The sequence below is a fragment of the Paenibacillus medicaginis genome, assembly GCF_042138635.1.
In the GTDB taxonomy this organism is placed as follows: domain Bacteria; phylum Bacillota; class Bacilli; order Paenibacillales; family Paenibacillaceae; genus Paenibacillus; species Paenibacillus medicaginis.
In genome coordinates this window covers 85,215-106,869 of the sequence record NZ_JBHIRY010000019.1, presented here as the reverse complement: position 1 = coordinate 106,869, position 21,655 = coordinate 85,215, and the positions used below count along the sequence as shown (strand labels likewise).

Sequence of the window (21,655 nt, the reverse complement as noted above, 5' to 3'; positions counted from 1 at the left end):
GAGGTAAATCATTTGAGGAACCGTTTGACCAAACCGCTCGCGATCATGCTGTCCTTCCTGCTGTTGATCGTTGGTGCCGCACCGGCATGGGCTGCAAGTACAACTGTTTCGAAAATTGTTCTCTCAGCGAACAGTGCCCAGCTGATGGTTGGCGAGACGTTAAAGCTGAACGCTACAGCCGTATATAGCGATGCCAAAACCTCGGACGTAACGATTAATGCTGATTGGACAAGTGATGACACTTCCATTGCTTCCGTATATAACGGTACAGTTACCGCCAAGTCGGTGGGAACAGCAACGATCGTTGCCATTTTCAAGGACGGGGACGGCAAAGCATTTTCCCAATCGGCTTCCATTACAGTCACCAAGAACGTAAAAGCTTTGACCGCAGATGTAACGAGCCTGAATATTCGCAAGGGAGCATCTGAACAAATTACACTCACAGCCACTTACAGTGATAATACGACAGACAATAAGGTGGCTAATCAGGCGGAATGGACATCCAGCAGCCCGGCTGTCGCTACGGTCGTGAATGGCGCAGTGACAGGTATTGGGGCCGGTAAGGCAACCATTACCGGCGTATACGGCAAGCAGACCGTTTCGGTAGAGGTAACTGTGGATGTGGTGAAGCGCATTACACCAAGCACCACGGATGTCTCCCTTTTGCTTAGCGAGGGTTCGGAGACAGTCACGTTGACCGCTACTTTTCCTGACGGAACAACCGAGGACGTAACTGCTGCTGCCGAGTGGTCCTCCAGTGATGAAGCGGTGGCCGATGTGCTGAAAGGCAGCATTACACCTTATAAACAGGGGACCGCAGTCATTACAGCCGAGTACGGAACCAAGACAGCCACTATCAACGTAACGGTCGAGAAAACAAGCAAGCTGACCGTGGACAATGAGGATCTGTTCCTCGGGATTGGCGGAGAGAAGCAGCTTAAATTGACCGCATCTTATCCTGAGGCTGCGGCCAAGGATATTACCGCTGACGCTCAGTGGACATCAAGTGATGAGAGCATTGCCAGCGTGTATAAGGGCAAGGTCACAGCCAACAAAGCAGGAGTAGCTACGATCACTGCCAAATACGGCGATAAAACGGCAACAGTCAAGGTAAGTGTGGAGGTTGCCCGCTATCTTGACTTTAGTCAGGGCCAGGTCATTCTTGATTCCGTTGGCGGGAAGCAGCAGCTGGAGCTGACCGCGACATTTGCGGACGGTACCCGTAAAAATGTGACAGCAAGCGCTTCTTACTCGTCCAGCAGCCCGTCCGTAGCAGATGTGAAGGACGGCTTCGTGATCGGGTATAGTGCAGGGACGACGACAATTACGGCAAGTTATGGCACACAGACGGCAACCCTGCCTGTAAAGGTGGGCCAAGTCAACACGCTGAGCGTGGACAAGTCCGCAGTCTATCTGGCTGTCAAAGGCACCCATCAGCCTGTATTGAAGGATGAAAACGAAACCGATGTTACAAGCCAGGCTGCCTGGACATCGAGCAACGAAGCCGTTGCCTCTGTGTCTGACGGTGGACTGATTACGGCATATAGCTCCGGGACCGCTACGATTACAGCGGCATATGGCGGTAAAACGGCTACCATCACCGTCAATGTGGAGACAGCATCCCATTTGGACATCGGCAGCTCGAAAATTTCCATGTCTGAGAACGGGAAACCGGTTCAATTGACAGCCAAAGTAACTTATACAGACGGATCGACGGAAGTTGTAACCGATAGTACAACCTGGACATCCGATAATGATAGTATTGTATATGTGAACCAGGGCAAGCTGACGGCTTACAAAAAAGGAACTGCGGTCATTACCGCAACCTACAACGGCAAAACAGCCACAGTTACCGTCACAGTTGGCGAGCCTGCAAAGCTGGAAGTGAAATCCAAATCACTCGTTCTCGATATTGATGATACGTACCAGCAACAGCTCACGGTAACTTACAAAGATGGAACCACGGAAGATGTGACCAATGAAGCGGAATGGACCACAAGCAGCGCTAAAGCTGCGACGGTTGATTCTTCAGGCTTGATCACAGGCATGGCTGAGGGTGAAGCCACTGTAACGGCTACCTATGGAAGTCTGAAAGCGACCGTTAAAGTGGAAGTGGGCCTTGCTGCTGAGCTTGAGGCCGATAAAATTCTGATTGTCATGTCGGCAGGAGATGCCCCCCAACTGATTACGCTCACAGCAACGAATTCGAAGGGCGATACAAGAAATGTAACGAAAGACGCGGAATGGTCTTCAAGCAGTGCGGCGATTGCTTCCGTCAAGAACGGTAATGTCACCGCATATAAAAAAGGCAAAGCGAATATTACGGCAAAATATGGCGGTCAAAAGGTAACCATAACGGTTTACGTAGACACGGCCACAAAAATATCAGCATCCGAAGTTACCCTTTCACTGAAAACGGGTGAAACGGATAATATTAAAGTTACAGCCACACTAAGCGACGGTTCGACCATCGACGTGACGGACAAAGCCGAATGGACAACAGGCAGCTACAAGGTAGCCACTGTGAAGGGCGGCACCGTAACGGCAACCGGATACGGCAAGACCAGTATTACGGCAAAATACGGTGGTAAGACGGTCAAAGTGCCGGTTACGGTGGATGCGCTGAAATACCTTGAGACCAGCGAGGTATTGTTGAACCTTACTGTCGGCCAGCAGGTGCAACTGGCCGGAACGGCTACGTATGTGGACGGCACAGAGGGGGATGTAACGAAAAAAGGAGTATGGACCTCCTCCAGAATTCTGGTGGCTACAGCTAAAGACGGAGGGATTAAAGGCATCAGCAAAGGGAAAACCACCGTCACGCTGAAGTTTGCCGGCAAGACAGCCAAGGTTGTTGTCAATGTAACAGAAAAATAATGGGTTTATGAGCAGAAAGGCCGCTCCCGGTGAAACGGGAACGGCCTTTTTCCGTTATACTGCACGATGGCGGGTGAGGTACGTTGCTGAACGTTGCTGAATCAAGAACGGAACTAACTTTTATCCCCTGCCCCTGCCTCTGCCTTGCGGCTGCCGGCTAGTGATTCTGTCATCCGTCGGCCCGTCGGGGTCTGGGCAAGGCCGCCCTTGGCGGTCTCCCGGTGCTTGACAGGCATGGCGCTGCCGACTTCAAGCATGACATCAATGACTTCATCCGATGGAATGGCGCTGCGTACGCCTGCCAGTGCCATATCAGCCGCAGCCAGAGCCGTCACCGCCCCGAGTCCGTTGCGGACGATACAGGGGATTTCGACGAGGCCGGCTACAGGATCGCAGATGAGACCCAGCGTATTTTTCAAGGCAAGGCCGACCGCATGAACCGCCTGCTCCGGGGTGCCGCCGCGCAGCTCGACCATGGCGCCTGCGGCCATGCCAATGGCGGAGCCGATCTCGGCCTGACAGCCTCCTTCGGCGCCGGAGATAAATGAATTGTTGGCGATCACGTAACCGATGGCTCCCGCCGCGAAGAGACCGCGCACCATGTGCTCATCCGACCATCCGAATCGCTCCTGGGCGCTGATGAATACCCCGGGAATGACACCGCAGGAGCCGGCTGTTGGTGTAGCGACAATACGACCCATCGAGGCATTTACCTCAGAGACGGAAAGGGCATAGGCCATGGCGAGGGCTGAGGCATCTCCTGAGCAGGTTTCACCTGACCGCAGATAATCCGCCACCCGTTTGCCGTCTCCGCCCGTTAAGCCGCTGCGTGATACGGTATTCTCTGTCTGGCCGCGGCGCACGGCTTCCTTCATCACCTCGTAATAGTCGGTCATCTGGCTGATCACGTCCTGGGCAGGGGTGTCCGTCTCCCGGGATTGTTCTTCGATCATTAAAGTGCTGATGGTCTTGGACTCTTGCCGGCAGATTTTGCTGATTTCGTGAAGATGACTGAAACGCATCGCTTATTTTGCTCCTTTATTGGCATTTATGGCAGACGCCTGTTTTTGTTGCGGATATCGATCTTTCTTACTTCGTACATATGGGCTAATGACTGCAGCTGCGTGATGACCTGTTCAGGGACAGCGCTGTCCGTCTCAATTGCGGTTAAAGCCTCGCCGTCCCGCCCTTTGCGGTCCACATGCATATAAGCGATATTGACGCTGGCGGCCCCGAGCCCGGAGGTTACAGCCCCGAGCATGCCAGGCTTGTCGGAATGAAGCAGGATCAAGGCCGGAAGCTCGCCCGTCAAATTGACACGGAACTCATTGAGCTGCTGTACATTTATATTTCCCCCGCCAATGGATGAACCGAGCAGCGTGCGCTGTTCGCCGCCGCGCTGCAGTTCAAAGCGGACGGTATTGGGATGAGGAGCGGGGAGGCTGCTGGCAACAAACTCAAATGTCATCCCGGCCTGCTCCGCCCACTGCTCGGCATCGGGAATGCGGGCATCATCGGTATCGTAATCAAGCAAACCGCTCAGCAGGGCCAGATCCGTGCCATGCCCTTTGTAAGTATCTGCAAAAGAGCCGTACAGCGTCATTTTGGCCTGCTCAGGCACTCCACCGAGCCAGTGCCGGGCCATGCGGCCAAGACGAACGGCACCGGCGGTATGCGAGCTTGACGGGCCCGTCATGGCCGGGCCAATGATGGAGAACACATCCTTGAAGCGCATATCCATTCCTCCTGATCTGGTGCAGTATTCATTTACTTACGTAATATGTAAGCACAAAAAAGGACAGAACAAGGAATAGTCCCTTGTCTCTGTCCTTTGTACCTGAGAGTTTCCGACAGGCACTGGCCCGTCTTACCCCTTGGGTGGCTTCAAAAATGCTCTCTCCAGAGCTGCGTCGGCTGGCGGTACATGTACCTGAGAGATTAACTGCCGGCCGGGTGCCGTGCAGCTTGCTCCTTCGGTGCCCTGTATCCTCCGTGGATCAGGTCTCTCCCGTCAGCTTCATCCGCGGCGGTATTCAGTTCAATGATTCAAATTAAGAGTAAAGGATGGCCGCCAGCGTGTCAATGCTCACTGGCCCATAGTTGCTCAGTGGGTCCGCACTTCCAGCTTCCTGGCAATCAGCGACATGCTATAGTTTACAGCAAAGTACAGGAACGCCGCAAACAGCAGGGCCGGAATAACGTACGACTGATTCTGGGCACCGGCAATTTGTGCGCTGTGCGTCAGTTCAGGCAGCGAGATGATGACCGCCAGTGAAGTATCCTTCATCAATGAAATGTACTGGCTGACCAGGGGCGGTATCATGCGCCGCAGGCCCTGCGGAAGAATGATATGCCACAAGGTCTGCGTGTAATTCAAACCGGACGACCTTGCAGCTTCAATCTGCCCCTTATCGACCGATTTCAGGCCACTGCGCACCACCTCGGCAATCATGGCGCCTTCGAAAATGGACAAGCCGATGATGGCGGACCATTTCAATTCGACATCAAATCCGAGCGGCTTGAGGACGAGGAACAGGAAATAAATGATGAGCAGCAGCGGCAGGTTGCGGATCAGGTCAATAAGGGTGGCAGCAGCCTGCGAGATCACGGGGATTCGAGTATAACGCAGAACCCCGAAGATAATACCCGCGATTGTGCTGATGGCAATGGACCAGATGCCGACTTCCAACGTAAGGAGGAAGCCCTGCAGTATAAATTTGACGTTAGGCCCGGAAAATAATCCAGCAAAATCCATAAGTGGCTTCCCTCCTTAAGTTGTTCTGGCCAGCCGTTTTTCCATGTACAGCATGACAAAGCTGAGCGGAAGGGTGACGACCAGATATAATACAGCGGTGAACGCATAAACGCTGACAGGCAAAAATGTCTCCGAATTGATCCGGTCGGACATCAGCATCAAATCTGCGGCGGCCACGACAGCGAGAATGGATGAGTTCTTGAACAGGTTAATGAACTGATTGCCCATGGCCGGCAGCGCGATCTTGATGGCCTGCGGTAGAATGATATGGATCATCGTCTGATTGTACGTCAAGCCGGACGAGCGGCCGGCTTCCATCTGGCCTTTGGGCACTGTCTGAATGCCCGCCCGTATGGCTTCCGCTATATAAGCGGCGGTATAAATGGACAATCCAATAGTGCCAGAAGCAAAACCGTCAAGGTTGATGCCAAGAGGACCGAGACCCAGATAGAAAATATAGACTGTGATCAACAGCGGGATATTCCGGAAGATTTCCACATAAACGGTACCAAGCCAATTCAGTGGTTTGAAGGGTGCTATCCGGAAAATGGCAATCAAGGCGCCAAGCAGAAAGCTTGCCACAAGAGCAATCAGGCTGACCTTGATGGTGTTCAGGAAGCCTTCCATGTACAAGTCCCAATAATTGAACAGGACATTAACGTCAAAAGTTAGCATGTCGGATCACACCTCCGTTAACCGATGGCAAGCAAGAAGGAGCACGCTGCTGCGGCTCCTTCCGCCATTCTTTTATTCAGGTTTAACGCCAAGCCACTGCTCATACAGTTTGTCATAATCACCGCTTGACTTCAGGTCAGCCAGCGTATCGTTGACCGCCTGCAGCAGATCGCTGGAGCCTTTCTTCACTGCGATGCCGTAGGGTTCGTCCGTGAAGTTGCCGCCTACCAGCTCGAAGTTCGGGTCCTGCTGCTGCATTCCGAGCAGAATGGCGTTGTCTGTTGTCAGGGTGTCGCCTTTATTGGCTTTGAGCGCGTTGAAGGCATCCTGATAGTTTTCAAATTCAAGCACTTCGGCTTCCGGAGCCTTTTCCCTGATATTTTTTACGGAGGTGGAGCCTTTAACGGCGAGCACGGTTGTGCCTTTAGTCAAAGAATCTACGCCGGTAATCGGGCTTCCCTTCGGAACGAGCAGGGATTGGCCTGCTTCAAAATATACGTCGCTGAAGTCAACCTGCTGCTTGCGTTCTTCCGTAATCGTCATCGTTGCGACGATCATGTCGATTTCGCCGTTTTGCAGGAGGGGAATGCGGGTCTTGGAGGTTACTTCTTTCAGTTCAATCTTGGATTCGTCACCCAAAATGTGCTTTGCGATCGCTTTTGCGATATCCACGTCGAAGCCTTCGATTTCACCGGTGCCGGTGTTTTTCAGACCGAAAAGCTTGGTGTCGCTCTTTACACCGACAACGAGCTTGCCGCGTTCCTTGATGGCATCCAGCGCGCTTTGCGCTTTGCCGCCGGATTCACCGGAAGAGCCGGTGTTGGTGCCGGATGAAGCATTGTTGCCGCATGCGGCAAGAACGAGAGCGAAAGAGAGGACGAGCAGCAAAAGCGCATTCCATTTCAAACCTTTTTTCATAAGATTGAACCCCTTTCAAAGCTTTATATTTAGTGGTTGATCAAACGGCTAAGGAACGTGCGTGCACGTTCTTCACGCGGCTCGGCAAAAAACTCGGCCGGCGTACTGTCTTCCAGAATCTGACCCTGATCCATAAAAATGACCCTGTCGGCAACCTCGCGGGCAAAGCCCATCTCATGGGTGACAATCACCATCGTCATGCCATCATGGGCAAGAGAACGCATCACATCAAGCACTTCACCAATCGTCTCGGGGTCGAGTGCCGACGTCGGCTCATCAAACAGCATGACCTGGGGTTTCATGGCTAGCCCCCGTGCGATGGCGACACGCTGCTGCTGTCCTCCGGACAGCTGTGAAGGATAGCTCTGTGCCTTGTCTTCAATGCCAACCCGCTTCAGATAAGTCATGGCTGTCGCGGCGGCTTCCGATTTAGTCACACCGAGAACCTTCGTCGGAGCAAGCACGATGTTGTCAATGACCCGCTTATGAGGATAAAGGTTGAAGTGCTGGAAAACCATGCCGATGTTGCGGCGGAACTTGTTGATGTCCACTTTCTTGTCATGAAGCTGCACACCGTTGACGATCAGCTCGCCGCTGGAAATCGTCTCCAGACGGTTCATGCAGCGAAGCAGTGTACTCTTACCGGAACCGGAAGGGCCAATAATCACAACGACCTGGCCTTCTTCAATCGTCAGGTTGATGTCTTTCAGAACTTGAAAGCTGCCGTAATATTTGTTGACGTTCCGAAACTGAATCAGAACGAGCCCCCCTTTGTCTGTGCTTAAGCTCTAAGTTCAGTAGCCAGTAGCTAGTGTCTATGCCTCCATTTTAACATCGTAGCTGTAAAATAAACACATTTTTGTTATGTTAGCTAATAGAACACGATAAAGATAGATAATTCATGATACAATGATATTATGGGAATTTCAAGATTTTTTGTGAAGAAAGATAACACAAGATTAAGATATGGAAGCATAAGCATATAAATATGGAAGCATAAGCCATATAGATATGGAGGCATAAGCATATCGTAAAGGGAATATAGTATTTCACGACTGCTGCGTGACAAATGTATGTAAGTGTCTTACAGTAGAGGGAGCGTCTTTGTTTGAATAAGGCAATATTTTTAATAAAGGAAGGTAATGATGATGAGCAAACCTGTTTCCCCGCTGGTGGCGGCATTACATATGGAACCGCATCCCGAAGGCGGATGGTACAAGGAGATGTGGAAGGCCAATTTTCAAATTCCGAAACCGGTGCTGCCGGACGTGTATTCCGGCCCCCGCTTTGCTGCGTCCTCAACGTATTTTCTGCTTCATCCCGGTGAATTCTCCGAGTGGCATGTGGTGCACTCTGATGAGCTCTGGCTGTACCACAGCGGGAGTCCGATCGAGCTGAAGCTGGGGGGCAGCGGCGTAGAGCCTGGCGAAGAAACTGTCATTATTGTAGGCGCTGATGTGGAGAAGGGAGAGTCTCCGCAGGCGCTTGTTCCAGGTGGTGTGTGGCAGACAGCCCGTCCGCTCGGCGATGAGCCGGTGCTTGTTACTTGTGTGGTTGCGCCGGGCTTCCACTTTGATGATTTCAAGCTGTATTCCCGTCCGCAGGAATGAGCATGTGATCCGTAGTTGGAAAAAGGGGCTGACGCACGGTCTGGTGACCGGCGGCAGGTCCTTTTTTGTCATTGGCAGATTTTTATTGCTGTAGAATGGTGACGGTTTATGAAGGCTACTGTTTGGGATTTTTGCCGTACGGTGATAATATGGTGCCAAAGGGTAATTCAGTCAGAGGGGCATTGTTTGGAGGATAAATCATGGCAAAACCGAAACAGAGAAGACAGACCAAGAAAGCGGCCACCTGGTCGTTAGTCATAATGGGGGCAGGATTTGCAGCATCCCTTCCGTTTCAGCAGTACGGCGCTGTCCGTCTGTTGGCAGGCGCATTTGAGGCCGGAATGGTTGGCGGTCTGGCGGACTGGTTCGCCGTTACGGCACTGTTCCGCCATCCGCTGGGCATTCCAATCCCGCATACGGCACTTCTCCCCAAAAACCGGGGCAAGCTGACAGATGCGCTGGTGGGCACGGTGGAAAATAATTTGTTGAACAAAGAAAGCATCGCAGCCAAAATCAGGGATATCCGGCTCGCGGAAATGCTGCTTGGCGGGGCGGAGCAGGCGCTTGCATCCCCTAAGGCGGCCGAGGCCATCGATACACTGGCGAAACGGCTGGTGAGCCGGCTACCGCTGGACAGTATCGCCCCAGTCATTACGGAGGAGATCCGCAGGCAGATGACTTCCCTGGATGCAGGGCAACTGCTTGAATCGCTGGCAAACAAGACATTGGAACACGGCTATGACCACAAGGCACTGGATTATGCGCTTGAGCAGGCGGAATCCTGGCTGAGGAAGCCAGAGTCCATCATGACGCTGGGAACGATGGGCATGCAGGCCATTTCAGGCTTGCAGTTGCACGGACTAATGCAGTTCGCGGTCAATGCGTTTCTTGGTTACCTCAATGAGGAGCGTATGGGGGAAATGATCCGGCAGTTTTTGCTGGCAAGAATAGATGAGCTGCAGATGGAGCATCATCCGCGTCGCTCTGCTTTGCTGACAGGCTTGCAGGGACAGATTGAGAAGCTGGCGTCGGACAGCGCGGTTCATACCAGACTGAATGATTGGAAAAATGAACAGGCCGCCTCCTGGAAGGGCGAAGAAATGGTGCTGGGCAAGCTGGAGGAGCTGCGCAGCCGCCTGCTGGTCTATATGGAGGATGGGGCTTATGTGCAGGCTCATATTTTTCCGCTGTGTGCACGGCTGCTTGAGGATTTGCGCAAGCACGAGGAACTGCTTGACAGGCTAAATGAGCAGATTATCTCGGCTATTACCAGTCTGGTGGAGAAGAATCACGGCCGGATCGGCGATCTGGTCAGAGAAAATGTGGAGAAGATGGATAACGCCACACTGATCACGCTTATGGAGGACAAGCTGGGGCAGGATCTGCAGTGGATTCGTATCAACGGGGCGCTGACCGGGTTCTTGATCGGCATCGTGCTTACGGGAATTCGTATGCTGGTAGAATCACCTATTTGGTGATTTGGGATAGATCAAAGTCAAAGGACCTCAAATCTCACTATTAAGTGGGAAAGAGGTCCTTTTTTTGCAGCCAGATTTAATACTAAGTGGGCTTAATTACTCAACTTTCACAGAGCCCGAATCCACTTCAGCCTTTGTAGCTACTAGGTTCTGAGGAATTCGAAACCCCTTCTAGTGCTTGACAGTCAAGCTGCCAGCCGATCGTGGCAAGACATGTGATACTCGCTGTTCAGGGGCTTTGCACGATTATCCCGTTGGATCAGGCACAGAAAAACAGAAAACCAGGAACCGAAAAAATACATTTTAGGCACGTTAAAGTAAATAACGGATCAAATGAGGCACGAGCATGCCTGTACCCCCGAATCTATAATACACGAGCATAAGTTCTTTTTTTATTATGCCAAACGTGTGTTCCAGTTTCAAACCGGATATCCCATTTGAGCCGTCTCTTTTATTCTTATCACTCTTTTGTCTCGTTTCTCTTTATTCCTTCCCCTAGGCCCTCCGAACCTCCACCCTCCGCATTCTGAGCAAAAGGGATAATCGTGCAAGGCTGTATGGAGAGGCACCAAGCACCGGGCACCAGGCACCACACACCACACACCACACACCAGGTAACGGACACCAGACACCACACCTTTTATAGACACCACATCTATAGATACCTATCTCACTCTGACTACTAGACTCTGAGGGGATCATCCTCTTCTTGCAAGAAAGCTGGAAAAAAGCTGTCTGCTTTGATTCAGCGTCCACCCCAGTAGTAGATCTCCGTTTTCCCCCGTTATCTCCGGCTTTTTAACGCACGCAGGAGGGCCGCGGCGGATAACAAGAGGGCGGCGATGCTGATCACAAGTGTGGCGGTTTGCACACCGGAAGAGGCTGATGCAGCCGGGGCGGCTTGTGAGGCAGCAGAGCTGTTGTCAGTGGCGGTCTGTTCTCCTTCATTGGTATCTGCTGCACCAGGTGCGCCGTTGTGTCCTGTTTTGGCATCGCTGTGCCCGCTTTGCTCCGGCGCTGCTGCGGGGTCAGCAGTCACGGTCGTCACGGAATGAGGGAGGTCGGACCCTTCATCACCGGTCCATTCGACAATGCTTCCATCCGCATAATACTGGAAGGCATCCCAGGCGACTTTCGCTTCTGCGGATGGATTCACGGCCACAAAGCTGAACCGCTGGTACTGGCCGGCCAGAATTCCTTCCCCTTCAGCGGTCCAGGTTACGGTTTTGACGGTGCCGGAGTCACCAGCGGTTGTGCTGACCTTCCAGCCAGGAATGGGCTCATACTGCTTGAACTCCACGCCCTCCGGAATTTTAAGGGCTACCTTCGTGGTGGCCACATCTTTTTCGACAGGCACCTTGATCGTATAGGTCTCCCAAGCTTCCGGCTGCGAGACGGCAGGGGAGACGGTGACATGCGCGCTGGCAATACCGGCGAACAACAGCGCCCCCGTCACAGCAGCGGAAAAGGCGGAGGATAATTTCATCAATTTCTTTTTGAAGGAACGATTGTTTGTATTCATCAGTTTTTTTTACTCCTTTTAAAATAATTTCGGGCTGCGGCTGCCTTGAAGCCCTGAATGGTACAGTCGGCTTTCCATAAGCATGTTACGGGCCGGCAACAGGCAGCTCGAAGTCGGCATCGATGGAATCGAGGGACCCGGTCAGGGCATGCACCTTAACGGTCCAGGTGCCTGGGGCAGCAAGCAAGCCCTTAGCGTCGAACGGTTGGGCAGACTTGCCGGGAATCACAATTTCCTGGCTTTGGTTTTGGCTGCCATCAGCTTCAGGTGTCAGTGTCAGCGTTATCTGCTGAATGTCCGCAACAGGCTGCTCGCCAGTGTCGCGGATCCAGACCTGGAAGCTGCTGCTGCCTACCCTGGTCGGATCAACGGACAGCTCGACCGTATAGCTGCCTGCTGCTGCTGTCTGCCGGAAAGAGCCGTTTTCCGCCTCAGTCTCTGCCCCTGCAGTAGGGGACAGATGGGTAAGCAGCGCGGCCAGCAGCAGCACGAGCATGCCGGTGGAGAGCTCCCAGCGGATCGCGGCTCCGTTCTGCGTACGACCGTCTGACTGGCGGGCTCGCAGGAACTGGTAAGCGGCGAAGGCAAGCATGACGATCAGCAGCGCTGTTTTGCCAAGCAGCGTATAACCATAGCCTGTTGTGATGAGCGCGCCAAGTGAAGGCAGATGCACCAGGGCGGTATAAATGCCTGTCGCCAGCAGAACTGCCGCCGCCGTCATGCCCCACCCGGCAAACCGCCGCATCGTCTCGTTCCGGACGCGTCCGCTCTCCGTGGCGGGAAGCTGCCGAGTGGCTGCCGGCAAGTACAGGATCATGGCAGCGAGCGCGCCAATCCAGAAGGAGGCGGCTGCCAGATGAACGAAATCGGCGGTGATGGTCAAAGCCGGGATCGGAGCCGCCGCCGCATGGCCTGTGAAGGCTTTGGCCAGCATGATACCGAGGATCAGGATGACCGCCGTATGGGACCACAACAGCCGCCTGCGCTCAGGCTGGGCATGGTCGAAAGCATACAGCAGCAGCACGCTGAGCAGCAGCAAAATCATGACCTGGACAAACCAGACCTTGCCTGCGGTTGTGAACTGCAGGGCTTCACCGATCAACGCCGGGGAAAAGGCACGGGCTACCGGCACCCCGGCATCCCAGGAGACCTGCAAGGGCAGACTGACCAATACCGCTGCGGTGGTTATGGCAAAGCCTGTCCAGATCAGCGCCTGCAAGCGAGCCGCTCCCGCCTCCAGCCAGGAACTGTTGCTCTCGTTATGGCTGCGCCACACGTAAAGACGGAAGCACAGCAGCCCGAATAACAGGGACAAACCCGCATAGAGCAGCCAGCGTACGGCAACAAGGTCAGGGCGGGCCGGGGGAGAAGGAGTGGCAGATCCGGTTCCGCCCGGCATCTCGCCTGCAGTGCCGACCTGGAAAGGAATAACCCCTTGAATAGGGTGTCCGTCAGCGGACAGCACTCGCCAGGTTATGGTATAAACGCCGTCGGGAATACCGGTCTTCAAGCTGGCAGTAACCACCGCAGCATCGCCGGGGGACAGCGCTGCGTCTCCTGTATCCACTCTCGAACCGTTAGCGCCCCTCACCTGTACGGACAGAAACGCAGGCTGCAAATGCTCGCTGAAGGTCATCTCGATGTCGGCAGGCGGCTCGCTGAGCACCTCATTGGCGGCAGGATTGGAGTCCACAAGCGAAGCGTGAGCCCAAGCCATATGTGGGAACAGGAAAAGCAGCGCCAGACCAAGACTTGTAAAGCCGGCTCTCAGCACGGCTCGGATGCTGCGGTTCATAAGGCACCTCCGGAACATGTTTCAATAAGTAATCTTGATGAGTGATCATTATAGTATTTCGCAAGGAATGGGGACATCCCCACAATGGGCTATATTACAGGAAAATTGAGCGCGGAAATTTGACAGAAGTATGAAAAATATCACATGAAAGCTGAGAAGTATACTTTATTTGCTTAACTATTCATATGATTTACAAATAATACAATTAAAAGACAGGCACGGGTATCTGTGCCTGTCTGCTTATTTGCGCGGCTGCCGGTCGACCAGTCCCTGTTCCAGGGCGTAACGTGTAAGCTGGACGCGGTTTTCGAGCTGCAATTTATGAAGAATGTTTTTGAGATGATTTTTGACGGTCTGCTCCGAGATGCCCAGCCCTTCCCCGATTTCCTTGTTCGTCTGTCCGGACGCCACCCAGTTCAGAATTTCCCGCTCGCGGGGGGTCAGGCTCTGACCTGCTGCCGTCTGCTTCGGAGGAGCCGGGAATTCCTGCAAAATACGGTAAGCCAGTTCCTGGCTCAGCGGCGCTTCATCACTGACTACAGCCCGCAAGTATTCCAGCCAGGTGGAGGGAGACAGGTTTTTCAGCAGATAGCCTTGCGCCCCCCGCTTCAGCGCCTCGAATAAATGGGCCGCATCGTCGGATACGGTGATGATTACGATCTTTACGTACGGAAAACGCATCTTGATCAGTCCAGTGGCCTCCAGCCCGTCCATATCCGGCATGCGAATATCCATCAGAATCAAATCCGGCATCAGCTCCTCTGTCATGCGGAGAGCCTGTTCTCCGCCGGAAGCTTCCCCGATGATTTCAAAAGCCCCGTCTTCCGCCAGAATATCGGAGATCGCCTCCCGTGCGTGGGCTGAATCGTCCGCGACCAGCACCCTTGTCCTGTTCAATTGACTTGCCCTCCTTTGGAAATCTCCATTACGGTCCTGCCGTTGCGCCGTTCAAATGTGAACGTCCATCCCATTTGTTCTGCGCGTTCCCTCGTAATGCGCAGCCCGTACCTGTCCGCCCTGTCCAACGGGTCGCCCTCAAAGCCACGGCCATTGTCTTCAACAAGCATCCTCCAGCCCTGCTGCCCTGCTGGCGTTCCATGGATGCTGATCAGGCTGGCCTGGGCATGCTTGCGGGCGTTCAGCAGCGCTTCCCGGATGCAAGCGAGCAGCTCGGCCTGTTCACGGGCCGTCAAGGCTTCATCGGCCATGTCCCACTCCACGTCAGCCTGGGGGTAGACATCATCGGCTGTGTCTCTGACCCGCTGCAGCATCGAGGGAAGTGCCGCCCGGTCCGAATGGGGCGGAAGATCACGCAGATTGGAAATGGACTGCCGGACATATCGGTCCACCTCATGCAGTGTTTTGCGGATCCCGCTCCAATGCGATGAATCCGCAGCGGAGCCGATGCTGCGTTCGGCTTTATCGATTTTGACGGACAGCAGAAACAGCGACTGGGCAATGCCGTCATGCAGCTCCCGCGCAAGCATTTCCCGGGCCTGCAGCACATCCTTGGTGGCCCGTTCCCTCTCAAGCTCGGCCCGGGATGCCTCCATGAGGGTGAACAGGCGCCTGAGCAGCGTTACACTGATGACAAACACAATGAACGGAGTCAGCCAGTTGCCTGTCTCCATTGAAATGACAGGCAGCAGAAACTGATGCCTCACATATTCCCACAAGCCGACGGTAATGGTTGGAATGATAAGAATCATCCATTTGAGTTGTCTGTATTTCATCCCGCTCTCCTTAAGTCATTCTTTCTTTACATTATAGCTACTGCAGTGAACGGATGTAAGGGGAGGACAGATGTGAGTCTTTGATGTAACGGATAAAAATACGGGTGAGTTCGGGATCAAACTGTGTGCCGGAGCAGGCGCGCAGCTCGTTCAGGGCCTGCTCGAACGTTTTCGTCCGCTGATAGGGCCTCTCCGTCGTCATCGCATCAAAGGAATCGATAATGGTAAGCATGCGGCACAGCCGCGGGATTTCATCCCCCGCGAAGCCGTAAGGATAACCGGTGCCGTCATATCGCTCGTGATGCAGCTCGATGAACGGGATCAGCTCTTCAAAGCGTTCGTTGGCTTCGACGATTCGTCTGCCCCAGGTAACATGTCCCTTCACGAGCCTCCATTCATCGGGAGTGAGCTTTTCTTTTTTGTTCATAATATCCCAGGGAATTTCCAGCTTTCCGATATCATGAATCAGGGATCCAAGCACAAAGCGGCGTTTCTCCTCCTGTCCTAGCCCCAGCACTTCGCTGATATCCATGGCGTATTTGAATACACGCTTGGAATGTTTGAAGGCATTAATATCCTTGTATAAAAATAAGGTGAGCTGCTGCTCAATATCCCGGATATCCTGGGCGAGGTCGATTTCGCGTTCCGTCTCATTATAGCTGCCGGATAGATGGACTGCATTTTTCCCCTGACGCTTCGCATAATACAAGGCCTTGTCAGCCTGATCCACAAGCTGGGATTTATCGTAAATCCCGGCCTGATATTCCGAGATGCCGGCTGAGAAGGATAGGCACCCGTGGGGGAAAATCTCCACCCCCTCATAATGGGAATCGTTCAGCTTCTTGCGGATGCGATTGACCATTTCATAGGCCTGTTCGGCGGAATACCCCGGCATCAGCAGGGTGAATTCCTCGCCGCCGTATCGCGAGGCGGTTATGCTGGTCTTTTCCGTTTCCTTCTTCAACAGATTGCCCAGAAACCCGAGCAGCTGATCCCCTTTCAGATGGCCGAATTGATCGTTAAACCTCTTGAAGTCATCGATATCTATTAAGGCAAGCGACAGGGGGAGCTTGTCTTTTCTTGCTGTCTTCAGCTCGGATTCGAGCGCATTTTCAAAATAACTGTGGTTATATAAACCGGTCCGGCGGTCCATGATGGACTTTTCTTCCACATCTCTGAACATATCAAACAGCTTCTTGAAGGCGTGTGACAGCAGCATGCTCAGCCCCAGGAACAGCACCAGCCCCAGAATGCCGTTGTGATAGATCAGCACGGTCAGCACCAGCGACAGAATCAGCGTGCACAGGTACACCAGCAGGGATTCTGCGACGAAGGCTCTCCGCAGCTGCTTTAACGAGCCTTCGTAGGCCAAATAGAAGTATAACCCCAGGGTGAACGTATTTACCGCAAAATAGGTGAGCATGGACAAAACATAAGCGGCGATATAACCATCATTAAGCGGCCCCTGGGACCCTCCGGCCCATTGAAAAATGGAGGCTGCTGAAAAAATAGACAACGCGTAAATGGAAAAATTGATAAAATGCTTCCACCAGGAAAGCTTGTAATCCCGGATCGCCGCAATTACGCTCGTTAGCAGCAGGATGAAGATGGCAACTTCGCTGCCGTGGACGAATATGCAGGCAAGATAAACGGACGAGTCCATGGACTGCTTGTTGCTTGCAGGCGGAAGCTGAAACGTGAAGTATTCAAGGATAAGCACAGCTCCCAGCATGGAATAGACGGTAACCCATTCCAAGGAGGAATACTGCAAAAAGGACCCCTTGTTCGTATATCCAAATATCGCGGCACCAGCGAGGCATATCACTACAGCGTAGATGCCGGTAGGGGTAATGTGCTGATGGAGAGATTTCAATAATCTCATGGGTATTGTTCTCCTGCCTTGTAGGGAATCTTGATGTCTAACATATCAGGGTCTGTGCGAAAAATCCACTCATTCGCAATGATGTGACCACAATCGACACTGCCGGAGAATACACGAAAAAACAGGCCGATCCCGGCCTGTCTGGGTGATGGATACAAATCATTAACCGCCAATCTTGTATCCGGAAGTCAGAGCGATAACAACAGAAGCAATAATAATGGCGTTTACAACAATGCGTGAATATTTGATGTTTTTCATCCTCTTCTACCTCCCTTCAGCGTAGTATGCTGTATATTAGGCATGATGCGGATTCACCTGTTTGTTTATTTTTTTCTTCTTGACCACCATGACACGCTGAATGAACAGAAAGATGCCGACATTCATCACGACGTCACCGACGCTGATCACCTGGGTGCGGGGATAAGGGGCGGACAGGGGGATGATATCACCCAGAAAAGAAAGGCGGGTGCTGTCATTCATCATAAAATGCTTGGATATAACCTCTCCCGACTGCAGCAGTTCAACATAATAAGGGCCCAGGACGTAGGAGGCGGTCAAAGATACCGGCATACGCCCACCGTTGACAGCCATAACGAGAAAATTCAGGAACACGCCGATCAGAATGATAAGGAAGCCGGGCTGATGTCTGTTCAGCCAGAGAAATACAAGGCCTGCCACATAAACGGCCATGAACAGATAGCCATTAATGGAAGCCAGAAAGGCGGAGTCCTCCTGAAGATAAAAAATACCAAGCTGAACGAGCAGCAGGAGTGGAAAGATCCAGCCGGCAACCAGCCGGATATGGCTTAATCCCGTCAAACCCTGACGAAATCCGCCCCTGAACAGACCGGTGATCAAGCCGAGCAGCACTCCATCATACACCATAGCGCATCCTCCGTAACGTGATTTGTATAAGTGATGATACAACGTGAGCGGTTTCAACAAAATCCTTCGAAATAACTCTTCATGTTCTTGCATTTTTGTGTAAAAGACGTTGTGAACAAGCAAGAATAAACCGCGAATTTTCGAATAAAATGAAATATTGTAGACATTATACCAGAATCAAGTAAAATGTAATGAGTATTTTTTACCAAATTCATGGACATTTTTGGTCGAAAATTATGTTTTTCGAATATTGAGATAAATGGGTTTGACATACCCTGTGGGGGTATATTATGATGTGTGTATAACACATGGGGGAGGGAACAGCCAGTGAAGCATCCGGAAATGGGAGCAGATGCGGTGCAGGCTGACGGCAATGTCCACGCCTGCGGCCATACTGACACCGGTGAAGAAACGGCGGTCAGACGCAGCCATCATTCTCCTGAACTGAAGAACAGCATGATATCGCGCTTGAACCGGATTGAAGGGCAGATCCGTGGCATCAAGGGACTGATTGAGAAAGACACCTATTGCGACGATGTACTGAACCAAATTGCGGCTGTCCAGTCCGCGTTGAACGGTGTCGGCAAGCTGCTGCTGGAAGGGCACATGAAGAGCTGTGTGATCGAACGCATACAGGCGGGAGAAGATGAAGTGATTGATGAGCTTTTGGTTACTGTCAAGAAATTGATGAAATAATATATCCAGGGAGGAAATGAACAATGGCACAAGTTACGCTGAATGTAGAAGGAATGTCCTGCAACCATTGCGTTAATGCTGTACAAACAGCCGTTAAAAATGCAGGGGGCAGCGCCAAGGTCGATCTTGCATCCAAGACGGTAGAGGTCGAATTTGATGAGGGCAAAGCAACGTTGAAGGCGATTAAGGATGCGATAGAAGATCAGGGTTATGATGTGGTCTGAAACGAGATACAGAAACCAGGCTTTTGCAAAAGCGAGGGGGAGCTTCAGGGGATGAAGCTCTTTCTTTGAAAGTGAATTATACCCCACTGGGGTATTTTAGATAGAGGAGGATGATCGAAAATGAGCGCACAAGCGGAAGGGAACGAGCAGGCAACACTGCATATTACAGGCATGACGTGTGCGGCTTGCGCTACTCGGATTGAAAAAGGGCTCAACCGGATGGAGGGGGTAACACAGGCAAACGTCAATTTGGCTTTGGAGCAGGCGACAGTAAGCTTTGATCCGGAGGTTGCGAATCTTAAGGACGTGCGGGATAAGATTGGCTCTCTCGGGTACGGTACGGCCGTGGAACAGGCGAATTTTGATATTACCGGAATGACCTGCGCCGCCTGTGCCAGCCGGATCGAGAAGGGACTGTCGAGAATGCCTGGCGTGACCTCGGCCAGCGTCAACCTGGCGCTGGAAACCGCGCATGTGGAGTATATGGCGGGTGCGGTCACCGCTGTGGACATGGTTAAAAAAGTGGAGCAGCTTGGCTACGGTGCCGTCCTGCAGTCGGAAGGCACGGACATCTCCGATGTGCGGCGGCGTGAAATCCGGCGCAAGCAGTGGAAATGGATGATTTCCGCCATCCTGTCGCTGCCGCTGCTATGGGCGATGGTGGGGCACTTCAGCTTCACCTCCGGCCTCTATGTGCCTGAGCTGTTTATGAATCCGTGGTTCCAGCTCATTCTGGCGACACCTGTACAGTTTATTATTGGCTGGCAGTTCTATGTTGGTGCTTTCAAAGCATTGCGCAGCGGCAGCGCCAACATGGATGTGCTTGTGGCACTGGGGACTTCGGCGGCATACTTCTACAGTCTGTATCTCACACTGGAATCGCTTGGAATGCACGGACACGGTCAGGTTGAAATGTACTATGAGACCAGTTCGGTGCTCATTACGCTGATCCTGGTAGGCAAATGGTTTGAGGCGGTGGCCAAGGGCCGGTCCTCTGATGCCATTAAAAGCCTGATGGGACTGCAGGCACGTACGGCCCGGATTGTAAGGGACGGACAGGAGCTGGATGTGCCCATTGAGCAGGTGCTTGTTGGGGATACTCTGATCGTGCGTCCGGGGGAAAAGGTCCCGGTTGACGGAGAAGTCATGGAAGGACGCTCGGCGGTGGACGAATCGATGCTGAGCGGGGAAAGCCTGCCGGTCGAGAAGCAGCAGGGTGATCCGGTTACCGGGGCGACCCTGAACAAGAACGGGCTGCTGAAAATCCGCGCGGCCCGTGTGGGCGCAGACACCACGCTGGCGCGAATTATCAGGGTGGTGGAGGAGGCGCAAAGCTCCAAAGCTCCGATCCAGCGGATTGCGGATGTCATCTCGGGTATTTTTGTCCCGATTGTCGTGGGCATCGCGCTGGTGACCTTTGCGGTTTGGTACTTCTTCGCTGCACCGGGCGATTTCGCCGGCTCGCTGGAGAAGGCGATTGCTGTTCTCGTCATCGCCTGCCCCTGTGCGCTTGGGCTTGCTACACCGACGTCGATTATGGCAGGCTCGGGCCGGGCGGCCGAATACGGCATCCTGTTCAAGGGCGGAGAGCATCTGGAGGCTGCACGGAATATCCGTACGGTGGTGCTGGATAAAACGGGCACTGTTACGAACGGCAAGCCGGAGCTGACGGACATCATCCCGGCAACCGGTATGCCGGAAGAGCGTTTGCTGCGCTTGCTGGGAGCTGCGGAGAAGGGCTCGGAGCATCCGCTGGCGGAGGCCATCGTTGTGGGGATATCGGCCCGTTCCGTGGAGCTGGCGGAGGCATCTGCCTTTGAGAATATCCCAGGTTATGGCGTCAAGGCTGTCGTTGAGAGCAGCACGGTATTGGCGGGTACGCGCAGGCTGATGGAACGGGAACGGGTGCAGCTTGATACACAGGTCCATGAGTTGATGGAGCAGCTAGAGAGCAGCGGCAAGACGGCTATGATCATTGCCGTGGATGGCCGGTATGCAGGGCTGGCTGCAGTGGCCGACACCATCAAGGATACTTCGCGTGAAGCCGTGTCCCGTCTGCATGAGATGGGGGTTGAAGTGCTGATGATCACCGGTGATAACGAGCGGACGGCGCAGGCGGTGGCGAAGCAGGCCGGAATCCGGCGTGTGCTGGCCGAAGTGCTGCCGGAAGGAAAAGCAGACGAAGTGAAGAAGCTGCAGCAGCTTGGCGGTTCTGTCGCCATGGTCGGTGACGGCATTAACGATGCACCTGCTTTGGCTACGGCGGATGTCGGCATGGCCATGGGCACAGGCACGGATGTAGCGATGGAGGCTGCGGATATTACGCTGATGCGCGGCGATTTGAACAGTATTCCCGATGCGATTGAGATGAGCCGCCGCACGATGGCCAACATCAAGCAGAATCTGTTCTGGGCTTTGGCCTACAATGTCATCGGCATTCCGATTGCGGCGCTCGGTTTCCTGGCCCCATGGCTGGCGGGAGCGGCGATGGCATTCAGTTCGGTCTCGGTGGTGCTGAACGCGCTGCGGCTGCAACGGGTCAAGTTGTAAGGGGGGCATGCCTGGAGTGGGGCGTACCCGGATTACTCTTCTGATCGCTGTTGGG

General features: G+C 53.3%; 18 protein-coding genes and 2 riboswitches. Of the genes, 6 read left to right on the top strand and 12 right to left on the bottom strand.

The window, feature by feature from the left end; all coding sequences use genetic code 11:
* The first annotated feature begins 12 nt into the window (after window positions 1-12).
* On the top strand, window positions 13-2,877 hold the full coding sequence (locus ACE5LO_RS18270) for an Ig-like domain-containing protein (RefSeq protein ID WP_375521443.1): 2,865 nt from the start codon (window positions 13-15) through the stop codon (window positions 2,875-2,877).
* Between the two features lie 113 nt (window positions 2,878-2,990).
* Here the strand turns inward: ACE5LO_RS18270 and sdaAA are convergent, their stop codons facing one another.
* The 6 genes from sdaAA to ACE5LO_RS18240 all read right to left on the bottom strand — a co-directional run bounded on the left by sdaAA (window position 2,991) and on the right by ACE5LO_RS18240 (window position 7,983).
* Window positions 2,991-3,899 (bottom strand): L-serine ammonia-lyase, iron-sulfur-dependent, subunit alpha, encoded by a 909-nt coding sequence (gene sdaAA / locus ACE5LO_RS18265; RefSeq protein WP_375521442.1) that lies wholly within the window; start codon window positions 3,897-3,899, stop codon window positions 2,991-2,993.
* A 26-nt stretch (window positions 3,900-3,925) separates the two neighbouring features.
* Window positions 3,926-4,612 carry an L-serine ammonia-lyase, iron-sulfur-dependent subunit beta gene (gene sdaAB / locus ACE5LO_RS18260; RefSeq protein ID WP_375521441.1) on the bottom strand — a complete coding sequence of 229 codons (687 nt, stop codon included), beginning with the start codon at window positions 4,610-4,612 and terminating at the stop codon, window positions 3,926-3,928.
* An 87-nt stretch (window positions 4,613-4,699) separates the two neighbouring features.
* Window positions 4,700-4,782: riboswitch (glycine riboswitch) on the bottom strand.
* Between the two features lie 3 nt (window positions 4,783-4,785).
* A riboswitch (glycine riboswitch) is annotated at window positions 4,786-4,898 on the bottom strand.
* An 83-nt stretch (window positions 4,899-4,981) separates the two neighbouring features.
* Window positions 4,982-5,632: an amino acid ABC transporter permease gene (locus ACE5LO_RS18255; protein ID WP_375521440.1), complete on the bottom strand. Its 651-nt coding sequence runs from the start codon at window positions 5,630-5,632 to the stop codon at window positions 4,982-4,984.
* 15 nt (window positions 5,633-5,647) lie between these two features.
* A complete protein-coding gene (locus tag ACE5LO_RS18250; RefSeq protein ID WP_375521439.1) occupies window positions 5,648-6,307 on the bottom strand; it encodes an amino acid ABC transporter permease in 660 nt (219 codons plus the stop codon).
* Between the two features lie 72 nt (window positions 6,308-6,379).
* Entirely contained in the window at window positions 6,380-7,225 is an 846-nt protein-coding gene (locus ACE5LO_RS18245; RefSeq protein WP_375521438.1) for an ABC transporter substrate-binding protein, read from the bottom strand.
* A gap of 29 nt (window positions 7,226-7,254) precedes the next feature.
* Window positions 7,255-7,983, bottom strand: coding sequence for an amino acid ABC transporter ATP-binding protein (locus tag ACE5LO_RS18240; protein WP_375521456.1), 729 nt, complete (start codon window positions 7,981-7,983; stop codon window positions 7,255-7,257).
* Between the two features lie 390 nt (window positions 7,984-8,373).
* Here ACE5LO_RS18240 and ACE5LO_RS18235 point away from each other — a divergent pair, with 390 nt between their 5' ends.
* Both ACE5LO_RS18235 and ACE5LO_RS18230 read left to right on the top strand, forming a co-directional pair.
* The gene (locus ACE5LO_RS18235) at window positions 8,374-8,835 is read left to right on the top strand and encodes a cupin domain-containing protein (protein WP_375357192.1); all 462 of its coding nucleotides are present in this window, start codon (window positions 8,374-8,376) and stop codon (window positions 8,833-8,835) included.
* A 200-nt stretch (window positions 8,836-9,035) separates the two neighbouring features.
* Window positions 9,036-10,313: a DUF445 domain-containing protein gene (locus ACE5LO_RS18230; protein WP_375521437.1), complete on the top strand. Its 1,278-nt coding sequence runs from the start codon at window positions 9,036-9,038 to the stop codon at window positions 10,311-10,313.
* A 784-nt stretch (window positions 10,314-11,097) separates the two neighbouring features.
* On the opposite strand, the gene ACE5LO_RS18225 is transcribed toward ACE5LO_RS18230, so the two are convergent.
* From ACE5LO_RS18225 to ACE5LO_RS18200, 6 genes are all read right to left on the bottom strand, one after another.
* Window positions 11,098-11,835 (bottom strand): YcnI family copper-binding membrane protein, encoded by a 738-nt coding sequence (locus ACE5LO_RS18225; protein WP_375521436.1) that lies wholly within the window; start codon window positions 11,833-11,835, stop codon window positions 11,098-11,100.
* An 85-nt stretch (window positions 11,836-11,920) separates the two neighbouring features.
* A complete protein-coding gene (locus ACE5LO_RS18220) occupies window positions 11,921-13,630 on the bottom strand; it encodes a copper resistance protein CopC (protein WP_375521435.1) in 1,710 nt (569 codons plus the stop codon).
* Window positions 13,631-13,870: 240 nt separating this feature from the next.
* Window positions 13,871-14,527, bottom strand: a complete 657-nt coding sequence (locus ACE5LO_RS18215; RefSeq protein WP_375521434.1) for a response regulator — start codon at window positions 14,525-14,527, stop codon at window positions 13,871-13,873.
* Window positions 14,524-15,363, bottom strand: a complete 840-nt coding sequence (locus ACE5LO_RS18210; RefSeq protein WP_375521433.1) for a sensor histidine kinase — start codon at window positions 15,361-15,363, stop codon at window positions 14,524-14,526. Before ACE5LO_RS18210 ends, ACE5LO_RS18215 begins: the two co-directional genes overlap by 4 nt.
* 37 nt (window positions 15,364-15,400) lie before the next feature.
* The gene (locus ACE5LO_RS18205) at window positions 15,401-17,245 is read right to left on the bottom strand and encodes a bifunctional diguanylate cyclase/phosphohydrolase (RefSeq protein ID WP_375521432.1); all 1,845 of its coding nucleotides are present in this window, start codon (window positions 17,243-17,245) and stop codon (window positions 15,401-15,403) included.
* Between the two features lie 294 nt (window positions 17,246-17,539).
* The gene (locus ACE5LO_RS18200) at window positions 17,540-18,130 is read right to left on the bottom strand and encodes a DUF5317 domain-containing protein (protein WP_375521431.1); all 591 of its coding nucleotides are present in this window, start codon (window positions 18,128-18,130) and stop codon (window positions 17,540-17,542) included.
* 342 nt (window positions 18,131-18,472) lie between these two features.
* Between ACE5LO_RS18200 and ACE5LO_RS18195 the strand changes: the two genes are divergently transcribed.
* The 3 genes from ACE5LO_RS18195 to ACE5LO_RS18185 all read left to right on the top strand — a co-directional run bounded on the left by ACE5LO_RS18195 (window position 18,473) and on the right by ACE5LO_RS18185 (window position 21,600).
* Window positions 18,473-18,826, top strand: a complete 354-nt coding sequence (locus ACE5LO_RS18195; protein WP_375521455.1) for a metal-sensitive transcriptional regulator — start codon at window positions 18,473-18,475, stop codon at window positions 18,824-18,826.
* 23 nt (window positions 18,827-18,849) lie between these two features.
* Entirely contained in the window at window positions 18,850-19,050 is a 201-nt protein-coding gene (locus tag ACE5LO_RS18190) for a copper ion binding protein (RefSeq protein ID WP_375521430.1), read from the top strand.
* A gap of 120 nt (window positions 19,051-19,170) precedes the next feature.
* Window positions 19,171-21,600 carry a heavy metal translocating P-type ATPase gene (locus ACE5LO_RS18185; RefSeq protein ID WP_375521429.1) on the top strand — a complete coding sequence of 810 codons (2,430 nt, stop codon included), beginning with the start codon at window positions 19,171-19,173 and terminating at the stop codon, window positions 21,598-21,600.
* Window positions 21,601-21,655: the final 55 nt, after the last annotated feature.